Source organism: Pseudomonas khavaziana (assembly GCF_036704165.1).
GTDB classification, from domain to species: Bacteria; Pseudomonadota; Gammaproteobacteria; order Pseudomonadales; family Pseudomonadaceae; genus Aquipseudomonas; species Aquipseudomonas khavaziana.
In genome coordinates, this window is record NZ_CP129946.1 from 5,072,819 (window position 1) to 5,088,645 (window position 15,827).

The window sequence follows — 15,827 nt, forward strand, 5'->3', positions numbered from 1 at the left end:
GGGTCAGGTCTAGGTAGTTGGCCATCGGCAGCTCAGAGCAGGTGTTTCCTGCTCTGTGCAGCGAGGAGCGCAAATCTTGCAGATTCTTTGGCTCTAAGCTTGTAACTCAGTGACCGAAAAGGCCCGTCTCGGATTTCTTGGCTTTCTTGTCCGCGCGTTTTTCATCGGCGGTCTTTGCCGGTTTTTTCTTCGCGGCTTTCTTTGAATCCATACCTTTGGCCATGATGCATGCTCAACTGAAAGGGGATGTAGCACTGGGTATACCACCTATTGCCCGGCAGAAGGCGCTTATAATCCCCGCCCCCTGACATTGCTGGCCCAAAGACCATGCCTGAAATGCACATCGAACCGCTGGCAGAGCCCCTGTGGCCACTGTTGAACAAGTTTTACCGCAGCCACAATTCCTCGATGAAGGCCCTCAAGGGTGGACGCTTGTGGGTGGCACGCGACAGCGAGATCGTCGCCGGTTTGTGCTTGAGCCCGGTGGTGGGTGGGCAATGGCTGACGGGCGTATTTGTCGACCCGGCCTATCGCGGCCAGGGGTTGGCGGCGCGCTTGATTCAACAGGCTGTGGCCGAGGTGGAGGGTGCGGTGTGGCTGCTGTGCCATCCGGACTTGGAGGGGTTTTATCAGCGTATGGGTTTTTCACAGGACACCGTGCTGCCACAGTCTCTCAGTGAGCGGTTGGTGCGCTACAAGCGCAACAAGCCGATGATTGCCATGGGGTTCTCAATCATCTGAATGATGCCGGGCAAAAATGTGGGAGGGGGCAAGCCCCCTCCCACAATGGAATCTCATTAGGCCTGGTGTTTATTCGTCAGCTGTTGGGGCCATTTCCGGGAACATCACTTCGATAAACCCGAACTTGCTGAAATCGGTGATCCGTGATGGGTACAACCGGCCGATCAAATGATCGCACTCATGCTGTACCACTCGCGCGTGGAAGCCATCGGCAAATCGTACAATCGGTTCGCCTTTGGGATCGAAACCTTCGTAGCGGATCTGCTGGTAACGGTTCACCGCCCCACGTAAACCGGGCACCGACAAACAGCCCTCGTAGCCTTCCTCCAGCACCGGGCTCAATGGGGTAATCAGCGGGTTTATCAGGATGGTCTGCGCCACCGGGGGAGCGTCCGGGTAGCGTTCGCTGGCTTCGAAACCAAAGATCACCAACTGCAGGTCGACGCCAATCTGCGGCGCGGCCAGGCCAACGCCACCCACATGTTCCATGGTCTGGAACATGTCGTCGATCAGTTGCCACAGCTCCGGGCTGTCGAACATTTCCGGCGGCACCGGCGAGGCGATACGCAGCAGGCGTTCGTCGCCCATTTTCAGGATTTCACGGATCATTGCTCTGGCACTTCATCGGGGGTGGGTTTGGAGTGGTCCCGGCCGAGGCCCGAGACGTGTTGTTTTTCACTGGCGTGACCGGGTTCGTCGAATTCCTTTTCACCGGGTTCCTTGCCTTCGGCCGACATGTGTTCGATCACGGCGTTCATCTCCGCGCCCAGTAGCAACACGGCGGCGGAAATATAGAAATACAGGAGCAGGACAATGATGGCGCCGATACTGCCATACATGGCGTTGTAGTCGGCGAAGGTCTTGACGTAATAGCCAAAGCCAAGGGAAGCCACGATCCACACCACCACGGCCAATACCGAACCTGGGGTGATAAAGCGAAACTTCTGCTCCACGTCAGGCATAACGTAGTACATGAGGGCTACGGCAAACATCAGCAGGATGACGATCAGCGGCCAGCGCAGGATAGTCCACAGGGTGACGACGAATTCCTGCATGCCAATCTGCCCCGCGAGCCATTCCATGACCTGTGGGCCAAGCACCATCAGCGCCGCAGCGGCCAACAACATGCCGGCGATGCCTACGGTGTAGAAAATCGACAGCGGAAAGCGCTTCCAGATCGGTCGGCCTTCGACCACGTCGTAGGCGGCGTTCATTGCGCTCATCATCAGGCGTACACCGGCCGAAGCGGTCCACAGCGCGATGACGATACCCACCGAAAGCAGGCCGCCCTTGGACTGCTGCAACTGGTCGATCACCGGGTTGACCTGTTCCAGCGCCTGGGGTGGCAACACCAGCTCCGATTGCAGGCGCAGCCAGGTGAAGAAGTCCGGCAGGTGGAGGAAACCGATCAGGGCAATGAGGAACAGCAGAAAGGGAAACAGTGAGAACAGCATCTGGTAGGCCAGTGCCGAGGCATAGGTAGGCATCTCGTCATCGACGAATTCCTTGACGGTGCGTACCAGCACCTTGTGCAGCTTGAGACCTTCGAGTACCGGAAAAATCATAGCGTCTCCTTTCGCCGCAAAGAGGTTGAGTTCGTGGGCGACTCAGGGTCCGTTTTCTACATCAAAGTAGCCCATTTGGCGACTTTGAAACAATTTCCAAAGTTTAGTTGCAACCGCTCACATAAAAACGGCCATCCGTGGATGGCCGCCATAATGCCGGGTAGAACCAGCACTACGCCTTATTCAGTGGCTTTTTTCACCGCGTCCTTGGTCTTGCCCACTGCTTGCTGCGCTTCGCCTTTTTTCTCTTGGACCACGCCTTCAGCACGCAGCTTGTCGTTATCGGTGGCCTTGCCGACGCCTTGCTTGACGTTACCGACCGCCTCGTTAGCCATGCCTTTTACCTTATCGGAAGTGCTGCCCATGGTATTACTCCTGATAACAATCAATGGTTTTTGGTCACTACCAGAAGATTGACCCAGGGCCGTTCGGCAGAGTTTCAATTATTTTGCGCAGCCATTTCATCGCCCTTTGCAGGTTTGGCTTTATGTTTTGTCCCCAACCCACGAGAATGCCCGGCACATTCAGGCTACACGGCTGAATAACAGATCCCGTAGGAAGGTTATGAAACTCAATAAAGCACAGGCCATTGCCCGCAGAAACCAGGAACTGGGCGGTGCCGTACTCGGCGTCAACAACTGCCACTTCACCGACCTGGACCGCAAACGCAACATCTGGTGGTTCGACCTGCCAGTGGCGCGGATTGCCGTGGGCCAGTACGAGTGGATCCACCTGTTGATGCACAACGCCGAGACCGACCAGTTACTGCACTTGAAGGTGCCGACTGCGTTCCTGCGCGAGAAACTCGAAGGGCTGGTAGTGCGTAATGCGGGCAAGCGCAAGCCGGAAATCACCCTGGAACTGAGCGCGGACAAGGACTCGTTCCTTAAGGATGTGCGCCCGTCGGGTGCGGGTCTGAGCTTCGCGCAGTTCGCGCTGTAATCCACCAAGCAGGCAAAGGGCCGTGGGCGAGAGCATTGCGCTCTCGCACCTTGGCCGACCTGATTAAGCGGGCCTGCCTCGCGCCTTTTCAGGCGGTTGCCACAGACCTGCTGGCAATGCGCTGCGCCAGGGCGATGGCGAACAGGCAGAACAACGCCATGACCAAAATCCCCAGCATCAGCCCCATCGCCGTGCTGGTATGCCCCTCAGAGAAAAAGTACAGCGCCAGTGCAGCGCCGGCCATCTTGATAGCGCCTTGCAGTGCACTGCCGGTACCGGCGTGTTTGGCCTGACCATGCAAACTGATCCCCAACAGCAGCGGTGAAGACAGCCCACAGCCAAGGGCGACCAAAAAGCCGTACGCCACTATCGCCGGAGCCGTAACCAGGTTGAATGCCTGCAGAACCAGCGGCGCAAGCGCTGCCAACACCGTCAGCGCAACCAGCGAAGTCATCAGGATCCGCTCGGGCGAGTAGCTATTCAAAAAGCGCTTGGTCAGGTAGGAGCCCAGCACAATCCCTGCAGAGTAGCCAACGAATAGCAGACCGTTTTCCTGGCTCTCCAGATGAAACTGCAACTGATAAATAAACGGACTGGCGGTGAAGTAGCCGATGGTGATCGCAAACAGCACCGCAGAAACCAGGCTGTAGACCATGAAGTTGAAGTCCCGCAACAGTACCTTGAAGCCCTCGAGCCGCTTGGCAGGCACACCTTGCAGTGGAGCCGTTTCAACCAATGTGGCTTTGATAAACACCGCCCCCAGGAGCGTGATCAAGGCCAGCGCGTAGAAGTTGTATTGCCAAGGTAGCGCGGCAGTAATAAAGCCACCCAGCACGGGCGCAATCGCTGGCGAAACCTGGGACGCCATGGAAAAAACCGTCAATGACTTGGACAGTTCGGTTTTGTCCTTGAACGTATCACTCAAGATTGCCCGACTTATCACGGGGCAACCGCCAGCACCGATGCCGGTCAACAAACGAAATAGATAGAGCGCCTGGATACTGTCTGCCGTCGACGTCAAGTAATTGCCCAAGGCGCCAAGGGCCAGGGACACCATAATTACCGGCACCCGCCCCTTTCTATCGGAGATCGGCCCATACACCAGTTGCGACAGTGCAAAGCCTGCAAGATAGAAAACCACCAGGCTTTGGGACTGTGCGTCCGTCACCGAAAATACCCGTGCGATTTCGGGCAAGGCTGGGTTGTACAGGTCGATTGAAAACAATCCCAATACCAGGATCAGGCAGGAGTTGGTGATGACCATTTTTGAATTCACAACAGGCTCCTCACAGTAAGGGATGATCTTTCAGGCGCGAGCTGTATTCGCTATTGGGCGTGACATGTCGCCCGTCGCACTTGATTTCAATGAGATGAGGCCGAGCCAAGCTCATGATGCTTTCAATACAATCGTGCAATGCCTCCGGGGTACTGACGCATGTCGCGCTCACGCCCAGGCTCTGGGCAAACAGGCACCAGTTGTAGTCAGGGATTTGCGTCAGCGCGGGCAAGTTATCTTTGTTATTGAAGTAACTTGCCGAATACGACCTGTTGTTGAAAACGACAAAGATGATATTCAACCCATGTTTGGCGGCGGTGGACAGCTCAAGCCCTTGCATCAACATGCAGCCGTCACCGGTAACCACCATGGTCTTGCCATGGGCACGGGCGAAGCTTGCACCTATGCCCGCGGGGATACTCCAGCCCATCGGGCCCAGGGTGGTTGCCGATAAATAAGCCGCGGGGCCGCGTGCGGTCCAATAGTGACCGAAGAACGAGCGGTGCGATCCCGAGTCGACACACACCACGCCATCACTGGGAAAATACGACTGCAGCACGGGAATATAGGCCGCAGGGTGGTCTGCGATATTGCCTGTGGCCTTGGCATCGATCGGATAATGCAAAGGCACCCGCTGAAGATCACTCGACCACTTGGAACGACTTTCCTGGGTGGCGGACAGTTCCTCTGCGTGAACCTCGCAAACCAGGCGCAAGAAGCCGTCCCCCGTCGCCACCACGCCGTGATCAATATCGAGAAAACGCCCCAGGTAATCCGGGCTCTCGTCCACCTGGATAGCGCCACATGCCGGCCTTAACTCATGGGACCACAGCATGGTGCTCCATTGAGTGGTGTCGAGCCCGAGTAGAATCACGCCATCCACGCCGTTCTTGAAGGCTTCAATGGCGCGTTTATTTCCCGAGTAACCGTAAACCCCGAGCGCGTTGGGGTGGTCTTCCGGAAACAGGCCCTTGGCGCTCAAAGTGGTGGCAACCGGGATCGAAAAACGTTCGGAAAACGCCACAAGCGCAGCTGCTACCTTGGCGTTTTTACAACGCAGCCCCGCGAGAATGACAAGATTGGTCGAGCGCTTGAAAACTGCCTTGATCGCAGCACTTTTGATCTTTTCGACGGCAAGCGCTTGATTGCTCCACGACTCCAGTACGCTTGGAGCGATATCAACGCGAGTTATGGATTTTTCATACAGCGCTTCTTTGCTGACAGCCAAGTAAGTCGGACCTTTTTCCACGCCCCTCAATAGCCGGACCGATTCACGCAGAAAGGCCGGCAAGGGTTGCCCGGCCTTGACCTCGAGGGCACTGCGGGTGATGGGTTTGAACACATCGCACAGATTGACGCCCGTTTGGCTACCGTCCTGGAGCACGTTCTGCATTTCCAGGGAGGACGCAATCTGGCCTGACAACAGCAAGACCGGTTGGTGATCGGTATAGGCGGACGCTATCCCGGTCAACGCATTGGTGACGCCCGGGCCGCCGATGACCAGGCACACCCCGATTTTTTCACTGGCCCGGGCGTAACCTTCCGCCATATAGGACGCACCTGTTTCGCAGGCAGTGACGACCGGTTCAATCTCCAGCGTTCCGGAACCATCACTAGGGTAACAACGCATAAAAGCATTGATCAGTTTGCCGGGCACCATGAAGAAGTGCGTGACGCCAAAAGACTGAAGTTGGCGAAGAATGTAATGTGCACCGGTTTCGCCAGCACTTTGCAAGTCCATTGCAATCCCCTGTTCAGATCTCAATAAAAGCGATGCTTTCGCGCTTCATCTTTAATACGGCATCCTGAGAGAAAGAGGATGGGTATCGCACATTGGGCATATCGGCAAAATACGGCTTGGGACTATTCGGCAAATAGTCGGACACGTGCAGACTACGTTCTGCCCGCGCGCGCAAGTAGGTAATATAGGAAGCGTTATGTTTGGTCGAAGCGGAGACAGTCCACTGAATGGCCAACTTCGTTGCCACCGGTGTTTCATCGGGTGCGCTGCTGCGGTGAGTGACTCGATTATCCCAAATGACCAAGTCGCCGGCCTTACTCATGACGGTGCGCTCAAAGGCCGTCGGGTCGGCAAGCCTGAGTTTGACTTCATCCTTGCTGAGTTTATGCGAACCGGGCAATAACGTGATACCGCCGCCCGCGACAGGATCATTATCTTGAAGATAATAGGCACATTGCAAAAACTCAGGAGACGCACTGGGATCAATCACTTCTTCAGGCAGAAAATAAGCATCGTTATGCCAAGGTATATAAACACTTTCACGCACCGTAAAATTGGGCAACAAAGAGAAATCCGACTGGAATATCTCCTTGATAGCGTTGACGGCTCGCGGCTCGAACAACGCGCTGATCATGTCACTGAATTGTAGAAAGGACGTTGGCAGCAGCGTGCTTTGCTGAGTCTGCGCCAAACTTCGGGTATAAGTCTCACGCAATCTAGCCACTTGATCGCTGGAAAGGACTTGCGAAATAACGACATACCCTTCTTGCTGAAGCTTTTCTCGATAATTCATGTTTTATAGTCCGTTATAAAGAGGGTGACCCGGCCACCCTCAACTCAATTCATGGATGATCAATCAGACTTCAATATGTTTGGCGGCTGTCGAAGACTCTTCGAATGACACGCCCAAGCGTTCAAACTCCTGGAAGAAATCCGGAAAGGAGCAGTGGACATCCTGGTAACCATCCAACTCGTTGATCTGTTGGCACCGCAGCGAGGCGACAAACAGTGACATGAAGATCCGATGGTCACCCCAGGCCGATAACACCGCATCACCGGCGTAACTTGGTTCTCCACGAATGACGAAGCCGTCGTAGACGCCATTTTTAAATAACGGCTCTATGGCCACGCCCATTTTTACCAGCTCAGTCACCATCGCTTCGATGCGTGGCGACTTGTGCAAGCGGGTAATGGAGCCACCAGTGACCTTGAACTCGCCTTGCACATAAGCACCGATCGCCGCCAGCGTTGGCACGATATTAGGATAATCACTGGCGTCAAAATGATATTCGCCTTTCAATTCGGTCAAGTTATTAATAATGCGCACTTCATTGGCAGCGTCATTGAATTCGACGTTTACCCCCAGTGCCTCGGCCACTTTAAGAATTGCACGCTCCCCCTGCAAACTCTTGCTGTTCATGTTTTTCAGGGTCAATGTACCGGGAAAAATTATTCCAGCTGCGATCAAGTAGGACGAGGACGTGTAATCACCGACAATCGTATAGTTGGCACTTTGGTACTGGCCTGGGTATACCGTGATCCGCGAATAGTCCGAGTTCACCTCAAAAGCAATCCCCGCTGTACCGAGCGTTTCCAGGGTTTGCTTGATATACGACAGCGACAGAATTTCACCGCGGATATTGACCACCGTAGGTTGTTTGGCCAAAGGCGCGCAGAAAAGAATAGCGGTGATGAATTGCGAGCTGATGTTGCCCTCAATCGTGCACTCCCCGCCCTGATAACCACCCCAATTGACGATAGGCGCCTTGCCACTGTGGTTGATGCATGAAATGTGTGCGCCCAGCCCTTCCAGCGCTACAAACAAGGGTTCCATGACACGTCCGCGCAGTACATCATCCCCGGTAATCACGGCTGGGGTCGTTGTAAAGCAGGTCAGCGCGGCAAACACTCGAAATACCAACCCAGAACCTAGCGCGTCGATCACCTTCTTTTCAGGCTTGATCAAGCCGCCGGTGCCCGTCACCACCAACCGTCCTGGTTGCTCCTCAATCACTGCGCCGATACTACGACAGGCCTTTTTCATTGTTTCGGTTTCGAGACAACGAAGGTCGTTGTAAATATAGGAAGTTCCTGATGCCAGGCTCGCGGCAATAATCGCCCGCTGTGTTTCAGGTTTTGAGGAGGGGATGGTAGCGATATTGCCGATCGATGCAGTAGGAAAGACTTTCAAGCGTTTTTGGGTCGACATGCGTTGCTCCCTAAGACAGTAGATCCAACTTGATCGGCGAGTGGGCGTAACACTCACCGGCTAGGCTGAAACATCTTGTTACAACCGCTTAAAAACCTAACCTAGGGATTGAGACGTTTCAAATAACAAAAAGGAATAAGATTGGATCCAATCTATGACTCGTTTTATTTTATTGTTTGATTTCAGTGCATTACGAACTCAAAAGAAACACAAAACCCATAAAAAAACCGCCATTGCTGGCGGTTTGATATTGGAGATTTTGAATAAATCAGATGGCACAACGCTACATATTGCTATTCATTAGAAGATACCAGGGTATGCTCCACCATCAATAAGGAGGTTCTGACCCGTCATATAGGCAGCCTGGTTACTGCATAAAAATGCGCACAATGCAGCAAACTCAGAGGGGTCTCCAAAGCGCCCCATGGGAATGCTCGCCAGACGACTTTCAGTCACCGCGTCGAAGGTTTTTCCTGAGCCCTCTGCTGTCGCTTGAAGCGTGTGCTCCAGGCGTTGCGTCTTGAACGCTCCCGGTAAAATATTATTGATCGTGGTGTTTTTTGCAGCGAAGTCCCGTTGGCGTGCCAGGCCGGCAACGAAGCCTGTAAGCCCACACCGTACCGAGGTTGAAAGCCCCAGGGCATCCAGAGGCGACTTGACCGCGCCAGACGTTATATTAATTATTCGACCGAAGCCTCGATTTGCCATTGAGTCGACCACCAACTTTATCAGCTCGATAGGCGCCAACATATTTGTGTCAATTGCCGAACGCCACTCGTCACTTGTCCACTCGCGAAAGTTTCCCGGCTTAGGTCCCCCGGCATTATTAATCAAAATATCAACTTGCGGCGCGGCATCGACCAATGATTGGCGAATCGATGGATCGGTAATATCTCCGACAACCGAGATGACTTCGACCTCCGGATTTCTTTGCTTCAAGCGTTGCGTGGCGGCCTGCAAGTCAACCGACCCTCGCGCGTTGATCACAATGTTTACACCTTCGTCCGCCAGCGCCTGTGCACAGCTATAACCCAAGCCTTTACTGGCGGCACAGACGACAGCCCATTTGCCTCGAATCCCTAAGTCCATCATCACTCCTCGATCAGCCGTTCATCTTGCAAACCCGGGTATCAAACCCGCACTTGTCCATTCGATATCACAGATGTCCGCAGAGAAACAAGCAGGGTATTACGCCTATAGAGAGGCAAAAAAATACCCCTCAGTGAGGGGTATCGTTCAAGTGCGGCTGGACGCTTGACTGAGCTATTTTTTAACGCCCAGCTTTTTCAACTCTTCATCACGCAGTTCTCGACGCAGGATCTTGCCCACATTGGTGGTCGGCAGCGCATCGCGGAACTCCACAGCCTTGGGCACCTTATAGCCGGTGACGTTGGCGCGCATGTGCTCCATCACCTGATCCTTGGTCAGGGTGGCCCCTGGCTTGACCACGATGAAGAGCTTGATGTGCTCTCCGGATTTTTCATCCGGTACGCCAATGGCTGCGCATTGTAGAACCCCCGGCAAGCCGGCCAGCACGTCTTCCAACTCGTTGGGATAGACGTTGAAGCCGGAGACCAGAATCATGTCTTTCTTGCGGTCGACAATACGCATATAGCCATCGGGCTGGATGATCGCGATGTCACCAGTCTTCAACCAGCCATCACTGTCGAGCATCTCGGCGGTGGCGTCTTCGCGCTGCCAATAGCCCTTCATCACTTGCGGGCCCTTGACGCAGAGCTCGCCGGTTTCGCCCAGCGGCAGCTCGGTGCCGTCGTCGGCGATGACCTTGCACACAGTGGACGGCACCGGAATGCCGATAGTGCCGATCTGGATGTGCTGGATCGGGTTGACCGTGGCCACAGGACTGGTTTCGGTCATGCCGTAGCCTTCGCAGATGCTGCAGCCGGTCACCGCCTTCCAGCGCTCGGCCGCTGCCAGTTGCAACGCCATGCCGCCCGACAGGGTGATTTTCAGCGCGGAGAAATCCAGCTTGCGGAAGGCTTCGTTGTTGCACAGCGCGACAAACAGCGTGTTGAGGCCGACAAACCCACTGAACTTCCACTTCGACAGTTCCTTGACCATCGCCGGCAGGTCGCGCGGGTTGCTGATCAGGATATTGTGGTTGCCGATCAACATCATCGCCATGCAATGAAAGGTAAACGCATAGATGTGATACAGCGGCAGCGGCGTGATCAGGATCTCGCAACCTTCATTGAGGTTCGAGCCCATCAGCGCCTTGCACTGCAGCATGTTGGCGACGAGGTTGCGGTGGGTCAGCATAGCGCCCTTGGCCACGCCGGTGGTACCGCCGGTGTATTGCAACACCGCCACATCGCTGCTGGCCGGACTGGCGTCGTTGACCGCCTGACCGTGCCCCTTGGCCAGCACGTCGTTGAACTTGATCGCCTGGGGCAAGTGGTAGGCCGGAACCATCTTCTTCACGTACTTGATCACACTGTTGATCAGCAGCCGCTTGAACGGCGACAGCAGGTCAGCGACTTCAGTGACGATCACATGCTTGACGGCGGTCTTGGGCACGACTTTTTCAGCCAGGTGCGCCATGTTGGCCAGACAGACCAGGGCCTTGGCCCCGGAGTCATTGAATTGGTGTTCCATTTCCCGCGCTGTGTACAGCGGGTTGGTGTTGACCACGATCAGGCCGGCACGGATGGCACCGAACACGGCGACCGGGTATTGCAGGACGTTGGGCAGTTGCACGGCGATTCGATCGCCGGGCTTCAAGTCGGTATGCTGTTGCAGGTAGGCGGCGAACGCGCCGGACAATTCGTACAGTTCACCGTAGGTGATGGTCTTGCCCAGGTTGCTGAAAGCCGGTTTGTTGGCGAAGCGTTGGCAGGACTGCTTCAATACCGCCTGAATATTCGGATACTCGTCTGGATTGATCTGTGCAGCAATCCCGGCGGGGTACTTATCCTTCCAAAAGTCTTCATTCATGGAAGCCCACTCCTCAGCGACGCGAATTCATCATCGCATTTGATGCGATTATTATTGGTGTATGTTTTTAGGTGAATCTGGCGCTTTCCAGCAGGCCGAGACGTCACAAAGCGCGCCGAGAGTAGCAGCTTTGCCAAGGGCCGCCTAGAGCCAAAAGAGGGCCCTACAGTCATAAACATGACTCAAGAATATCTAATGGTCATTTTTAGAGCAAAGATTCTATATCACTGAAATCCGCTCTGGAATGGGCTTTCCTGGGCGACAGATACCAAATGTGGGAGGGGGCTTGCTCCCGATAACGGTGGATCATCCAAATACTCTATTGACTGACACACTGCTATCGGGGGCAAGCCCCCTCCCACATTTTGACCCTATTTCAATTCAGGCTATGTCGCGCAGCTCCCGCCGCAGAATCTTGCCCACCGGCGTCATCGGCAACGATTCCCTCAGCACAATATGCTTGGGCACCTTGTAGCCGGTGAAGTTGGTCTTGCAGTACGCCTTCAATTCCTCAAGGCTCACCCCCTGGGCCCGTGCCACCACGAACAGCTTCACCGCCTCCCCCGTGCGCTCATCCGGCACACCGATCACCGCGCAGTTGGCTACGGCCGGGTGGGCCATCACTACGTCTTCGATTTCGTTGGGGTACACATTGAACCCCGAGACGATGATCAAATCCTTCTTGCGATCCACAATACTGACGTAGCCATCGGTATCGATCACCGCAATGTCGCCGGTCTTGAGCCAGCCTTCAGCGTCCAGGGTCTCGGCGGTGGCGACCGGTTGCTCCCAATAACCCTTCATCACTTGCGGGCCCTGGATGCACAGCTCGCCGCGCTCGCCCAAGGGCAGTTCATGGCCCTCGTCATCAATCACTTTCATCGCCGTACCCGGCACTGGAATACCCACGGTACCCAGGCGCGACAGCCCGCCGTAGGGGTTGGTACTGGCCACTGGTGAGGTTTCGGTAAGGCCGTAGCCTTCGCCGATGGAGCAGCCGGTCAGCGCCTTCCAGCGTTCCGCCGTGGCCTTGACCAGGGCGGTGCCGCCGGAGTTGGTGATCTTGAGGTGGGAGAAATCCAGGTTCTTGAAGTCCGGGTGATCCATCAGCGCCACAAACAGGGTGTTGAGCCCCAACAGGCAGGAGAACCGCCACTGCTTGAGTTCCTTGATAAAGCCGCCAATGTCCCGCGGGTTGGTAATCAGCACATTGTGGTTACCGGAGACCATCATGCACATGCAGTTCGCCGTGAATGCGTAGATGTGATACAGCGGCAGCGGCGCGATCATCACCTCCTGCCCTTCCTTGACCAACGGCTGGCCGTCCTCGCCCAGTTGCGACATGCATGCGCGCACTTGCTGCATGTTCGCCACCAGGTTGCCGTGGGTGAGCATCGCGCCCTTGGCAAGGCCAGTGGTGCCACCGGTGTATTGCAGCACGGCGATATCGTCCAGGCTCACCGGATGCCGCGTTACGCCAAGGCCCGCGCCCATGCGCAAGGCGCGCTTGAACGACACCGCCCGTGGCAGGTGGTAGGCCGGGACCATCTTCTTTACCTTGTCGACCACGGTATTGACCAGCCAGCCCTTGGCGGCGGGCATGAAGTCGCCCATCCTGGCTTCGATCAGGTAGTCGATCTCGGTATCGGTGCAAACCTCCTGCACCCGCGAGCCGAACAGGTTGAGGTAGACCAGCGCCCGCACGCCCGCGTCCTTGAACTGGTGACGCATTTCGCGCGGAGTGTACAGCGGGTTGGTATTGACCACGATCAGCCCGGCGCGCAGAGCGCCGAATACCGCCACCGGATAATGCAGCACGTTGGGCATCTGCACCGCGATACGCTCGCCAGGCTTGAGGTCGGTGTGCTGCTGCAGGTAACCGGCGAACGCCGCACTCTGGCGCTCGAGCTCGGCGTAGGTCAGGGTGATGCCCATGTTGCTGAATGCCGGACGGTCGGCAAAAGTCTTGCAGGAACGCTCGAAGACCTCGATCACCGACTTGTAGGCGCTGAGGTCGATGGCATTGGGGACGCCCGCCGCGCGTTTGTCATTCCAGAAATCAGGTTGCATTATTCTTGTCCTCTTACCTGAATGTGTCCGGCCGCTCTATCCATTTATAAGAAGCGGAGCCTTGGGGACGTTAGCAGCTATGGCCAAACAGGCAAATATGCTTGATCGTGTCATTGATTGTATGAATCTTGCGGCTAACGTGTAGGCAGATACTGCGTCCCTCTGCCAATGAGCGATACACTGCATTGATTCTGAGCAAATGGAGTCGCCATGAACCACAGCACCTTCTGGCTGACCGCGAACGACCGCAGCCGCCTGTACGTCAATCAATGGATGCCCGACGGGCTGCCCAAGGCCATGGTGATGCTCGCCCATGGCATGGCCGAGCACAGTGGCCGTTATGCTCGCCTGGCCGAAGCCCTGTGCGGCGCAGGCTATGGCGTGTATGCGCTGGATCAGCGCGGCCATGGCCGTACTGCTGACGAGGGTACCTTGGGGCTCTACGCCGAAAAGGATGGCTGGAACAAGGTGGTGGGCGACCTTGCCAGCCTCAACCAGCATATTGGCCAGCAGCTACCGGGCCTGCCGATTATTTTGCTTGGCCACAGCATGGGCAGCTACATCGCCCAGGGCTATCTGCTGCACCACAGTGCCAGCCTGCATGGAGCGATTCTCAGCGGTTCGAATTTCCAGCCGGTGGCGTTGTACACCGCGGCGCGGTTGATCGCGCGTATCGAACGCCTGCGCCAGGGTGTGCGCGGCCGCAGTGCGCTGATCGAGTTCCTGTCGTTCGGCTCGTTCAACAAAGCGTTCAAGCCCACCCGCACGGCATTCGACTGGCTCAGCCGCGATCCGGACGAAGTCGACAAGTACATCAACGACCCACTGTGCGGTTTCCGTTGCACCAACCAGCTGTGGATCGACCTGCTCGGCGGCTTGCAGCAGATCAGCAAAGCGTCCAATCTCGCCCAGATCGACCCGGGCCTGCCGATCCTGGTGATAGGCGGCGAATGTGATCCGGTGAGCGAAGGCAAGCGTCTCAAGGATCTGGCCCATGCCCTGCGTGAAGCCGGCTGCCAGAACGTGCAATTGAATCTCTACCCGCAGGCGCGGCACGAAGTGTTCAACGAAACCAACCGCGCTGAAGTCACAGCGGATGTATTGACCTGGCTCGACCAGGCCCTGGCACTGCGCAGGCCGGCCCGATGTGAATAATTTTTCGTTTAAAATCAGTTAATTAATTACCGCTTAGCCACAGGATGCAGCTTTAGATGACCCAGGTAACCAACACCCCGTATGAAGCCCTCGAAGTCGGCCAGACGGCCAGCTACAGCAAGTTGGTAGAAGAGCGCGATATCCAGCTGTTCGCCGCCATGTCCGGCGACCACAACCCCGTACACCTGGATGCCGAATACGCCAAGGCGACCATGTTCAAGGAGCGTATTGCCCACGGCATGTTCAGCGGCGCGCTGATCAGTGCAGCCGTAGCCTGCGAGCTGCCTGGGCCGGGCACTATCTACATCGGCCAGCAGATGACCTTTCAGAAGCCGGTCAAGATTGGCGACACCCTCACCGTGCGCCTGGAAATCCTCGAAAAAATGCCGAAATTCCGTGTGCGTATTGCCACGCGGGTGTTCAACCAGCGCGATGAGTTGGTCGTGGATGGCGAAGCGGAAATCCTGGCGCCACGCAAGCAGCAGGTGGTGACCTTGACCGAGTTGCCGCCGATCAGCATCGGCTGAGGCTGACTGCAATTTTAGAATCTACACAATGCAAAAATGTGGGAGTCCCCACCACATCTTCGATGTGACGCTGTCGCGCAGCAAACTAGGGAGCTTGCTCCCGTGGCGGCCTGACAGCCGAGCAGGATGTTGGTTTTCGTCCTGGGTACATATCCGTTATTTGGGCAACGGCCACTTATGGTTCCGCTTTTACAGCGGCTCACTTTTGAAAAGCCGGAATGCCGGCCCAGGCAAAAGTAAGCAAAACGCTCTTGCCCCACCACTCGGCACCTCGCCTAGGCTCGGTGTGCCCGTAATCCGACATTGATTTGGGGGGCCGCCGCCACGCGCCATCCATGGCGCGGGGCGGCTAAACCGGCATCCCTGCCGGTTTACCCCCCAAATCCCTGTCGAATTCCGGCCAGCGTGGTTTAACGGGGCGCCTTAGATCAAAAACACAGCGAGGCGGCCTTATAGCCGACCTGATCGTTGAAGCGTGCGCGTACCCCTGTGGGAGCGGGCTTGCCCGCGAAGGTCGTTAACGATGACGCGGGAAACCAGACAGAACGCGGCGTTCTCAGGTTTTTCGCGAGCAAGCTCGCTCCTACGAGAGAAGCAGAAGCGCCGCCAGCGTATCTGCGATGCGCAGCGAGTCGCTTTTGATCTC

15 protein-coding genes are annotated in these 15,827 nt (G+C 56.1%); 5 read left to right on the top strand and 10 right to left on the bottom strand.

Going from position 1 to position 15,827, the window contains the following annotated elements; genetic code table 11:
• Nucleotides 1-327: 327 nt before the first annotated feature.
• Nucleotides 328-741, top strand: a complete 414-nt coding sequence (locus QYQ93_RS22730; protein ID WP_338475524.1) for a GNAT family N-acetyltransferase — start codon at nt 328-330, stop codon at nt 739-741.
• A 69-nt stretch (nt 742-810) separates the two neighbouring features.
• Here QYQ93_RS22730 and def read toward each other — a convergent pair whose 3' ends face one another.
• The 3 genes from def to QYQ93_RS22745 form a co-directional block, all read right to left on the bottom strand.
• Nucleotides 811-1,350: a peptide deformylase gene (gene def, locus QYQ93_RS22735; RefSeq protein ID WP_043051229.1), complete on the bottom strand. Its 540-nt coding sequence runs from the start codon at nt 1,348-1,350 to the stop codon at nt 811-813.
• Nucleotides 1,347-2,306, bottom strand: coding sequence for a YihY/virulence factor BrkB family protein (locus QYQ93_RS22740; RefSeq protein WP_043051228.1), 960 nt, complete (start codon nt 2,304-2,306; stop codon nt 1,347-1,349). Before QYQ93_RS22740 ends, def begins: the two co-directional genes overlap by 4 nt.
• A 179-nt stretch (nt 2,307-2,485) precedes the next feature.
• Nucleotides 2,486-2,671 (bottom strand): CsbD family protein, encoded by a 186-nt coding sequence (locus tag QYQ93_RS22745; protein WP_043051227.1) that lies wholly within the window; start codon nt 2,669-2,671, stop codon nt 2,486-2,488.
• Between the two features lie 199 nt (nt 2,672-2,870).
• Here QYQ93_RS22745 and QYQ93_RS22750 point away from each other — a divergent pair, with 199 nt between their 5' ends.
• A complete protein-coding gene (locus tag QYQ93_RS22750) occupies nt 2,871-3,248 on the top strand; it encodes a hypothetical protein (protein ID WP_043051226.1) in 378 nt (125 codons plus the stop codon).
• Nucleotides 3,249-3,336: 88 nt separating this feature from the next.
• Here the strand turns inward: QYQ93_RS22750 and QYQ93_RS22755 are convergent, their stop codons facing one another.
• The 4 genes from QYQ93_RS22755 to aroA all read right to left on the bottom strand — a co-directional run bounded on the left by QYQ93_RS22755 (nt 3,337) and on the right by aroA (nt 8,474).
• Nucleotides 3,337-4,524 carry a multidrug effflux MFS transporter gene (locus tag QYQ93_RS22755; RefSeq protein ID WP_338475525.1) on the bottom strand — a complete coding sequence of 396 codons (1,188 nt, stop codon included), beginning with the start codon at nt 4,522-4,524 and terminating at the stop codon, nt 3,337-3,339.
• 10 nt (nt 4,525-4,534) lie between these two features.
• Nucleotides 4,535-6,265 (bottom strand): thiamine pyrophosphate-binding protein, encoded by a 1,731-nt coding sequence (locus QYQ93_RS22760; protein WP_338475526.1) that lies wholly within the window; start codon nt 6,263-6,265, stop codon nt 4,535-4,537.
• Nucleotides 6,266-6,278: 13 nt separating this feature from the next.
• Nucleotides 6,279-7,058 (bottom strand): phytanoyl-CoA dioxygenase family protein, encoded by a 780-nt coding sequence (locus tag QYQ93_RS22765; RefSeq protein WP_338475527.1) that lies wholly within the window; start codon nt 7,056-7,058, stop codon nt 6,279-6,281.
• Between the two features lie 63 nt (nt 7,059-7,121).
• Nucleotides 7,122-8,474: a 3-phosphoshikimate 1-carboxyvinyltransferase gene (aroA, locus tag QYQ93_RS22770; RefSeq protein ID WP_043051222.1), complete on the bottom strand. Its 1,353-nt coding sequence runs from the start codon at nt 8,472-8,474 to the stop codon at nt 7,122-7,124.
• A 154-nt stretch (nt 8,475-8,628) separates the two neighbouring features.
• Between aroA and QYQ93_RS22775 the strand changes: the two genes are divergently transcribed.
• The gene (locus QYQ93_RS22775) at nt 8,629-8,778 is read left to right on the top strand and encodes a hypothetical protein (protein WP_338475528.1); all 150 of its coding nucleotides are present in this window, start codon (nt 8,629-8,631) and stop codon (nt 8,776-8,778) included.
• Here the strand turns inward: QYQ93_RS22775 and QYQ93_RS22780 are convergent.
• The 3 genes from QYQ93_RS22780 to fadD2 all read right to left on the bottom strand — a co-directional run bounded on the left by QYQ93_RS22780 (nt 8,775) and on the right by fadD2 (nt 13,499).
• Nucleotides 8,775-9,563: an SDR family oxidoreductase gene (locus QYQ93_RS22780; protein ID WP_043051221.1), complete on the bottom strand. Its 789-nt coding sequence runs from the start codon at nt 9,561-9,563 to the stop codon at nt 8,775-8,777. The genes QYQ93_RS22775 and QYQ93_RS22780 overlap by 4 nt on opposite strands.
• 174 nt (nt 9,564-9,737) lie before the next feature.
• A complete protein-coding gene (fadD1, locus tag QYQ93_RS22785; RefSeq protein WP_043051220.1) occupies nt 9,738-11,429 on the bottom strand; it encodes a long-chain-fatty-acid--CoA ligase FadD1 in 1,692 nt (563 codons plus the stop codon).
• 381 nt (nt 11,430-11,810) lie between these two features.
• Complete coding sequence (gene fadD2, locus QYQ93_RS22790; RefSeq protein WP_338475529.1) at nt 11,811-13,499, bottom strand: long-chain-fatty-acid--CoA ligase FadD2; 1,689 nt, start codon at nt 13,497-13,499, stop codon at nt 11,811-11,813.
• A 210-nt stretch (nt 13,500-13,709) separates the two neighbouring features.
• On the opposite strand from fadD2, the gene QYQ93_RS22795 reads away from it, so the two are divergent.
• Both QYQ93_RS22795 and QYQ93_RS22800 read left to right on the top strand, forming a co-directional pair.
• Entirely contained in the window at nt 13,710-14,654 is a 945-nt protein-coding gene (locus QYQ93_RS22795) for an alpha/beta hydrolase (protein ID WP_338475530.1), read from the top strand.
• Between the two features lie 56 nt (nt 14,655-14,710).
• On the top strand, nt 14,711-15,181 hold the full coding sequence (locus QYQ93_RS22800) for a MaoC family dehydratase (protein ID WP_043051217.1): 471 nt from the start codon (nt 14,711-14,713) through the stop codon (nt 15,179-15,181).
• Nucleotides 15,182-15,827: the final 646 nt, after the last annotated feature.

What these genes read in the sequence shown, in the direction of transcription:
- fadD2 (WP_338475529.1), bottom strand. Translation starts at nt 13,499, where the DNA reads ATGCAACCTGATTTCTGGAATGACAAACGCGCGGCGGGCGTCCCCAAT.
- QYQ93_RS22780 (WP_043051221.1), bottom strand. Translation starts at nt 9,563, where the DNA reads ATGGACTTAGGGATTCGAGGCAAATGGGCTGTCGTCTGTGCCGCCAGT.
- QYQ93_RS22750 (WP_043051226.1), top strand. Translation starts at nt 2,871, where the DNA reads ATGAAACTCAATAAAGCACAGGCCATTGCCCGCAGAAACCAGGAACTG.
- QYQ93_RS22740 (WP_043051228.1), bottom strand. Translation starts at nt 2,306, where the DNA reads ATGATTTTTCCGGTACTCGAAGGTCTCAAGCTGCACAAGGTGCTGGTA.
- fadD1 (WP_043051220.1), bottom strand. Translation starts at nt 11,429, where the DNA reads ATGAATGAAGACTTTTGGAAGGATAAGTACCCCGCCGGGATTGCTGCA.
- QYQ93_RS22795 (WP_338475530.1), top strand. Translation starts at nt 13,710, where the DNA reads ATGAACCACAGCACCTTCTGGCTGACCGCGAACGACCGCAGCCGCCTG.
- QYQ93_RS22760 (WP_338475526.1), bottom strand. Translation starts at nt 6,265, where the DNA reads ATGGACTTGCAAAGTGCTGGCGAAACCGGTGCACATTACATTCTTCGC.
- QYQ93_RS22775 (WP_338475528.1), top strand. Translation starts at nt 8,629, where the DNA reads ATGACTCGTTTTATTTTATTGTTTGATTTCAGTGCATTACGAACTCAA.
- QYQ93_RS22765 (WP_338475527.1), bottom strand. Translation starts at nt 7,058, where the DNA reads ATGAATTATCGAGAAAAGCTTCAGCAAGAAGGGTATGTCGTTATTTCG.
- QYQ93_RS22800 (WP_043051217.1), top strand. Translation starts at nt 14,711, where the DNA reads ATGACCCAGGTAACCAACACCCCGTATGAAGCCCTCGAAGTCGGCCAG.
- QYQ93_RS22730 (WP_338475524.1), top strand. Translation starts at nt 328, where the DNA reads ATGCCTGAAATGCACATCGAACCGCTGGCAGAGCCCCTGTGGCCACTG.
- aroA (WP_043051222.1), bottom strand. Translation starts at nt 8,474, where the DNA reads ATGTCGACCCAAAAACGCTTGAAAGTCTTTCCTACTGCATCGATCGGC.
- QYQ93_RS22745 (WP_043051227.1), bottom strand. Translation starts at nt 2,671, where the DNA reads ATGGGCAGCACTTCCGATAAGGTAAAAGGCATGGCTAACGAGGCGGTC.
- def (WP_043051229.1), bottom strand. Translation starts at nt 1,350, where the DNA reads ATGATCCGTGAAATCCTGAAAATGGGCGACGAACGCCTGCTGCGTATC.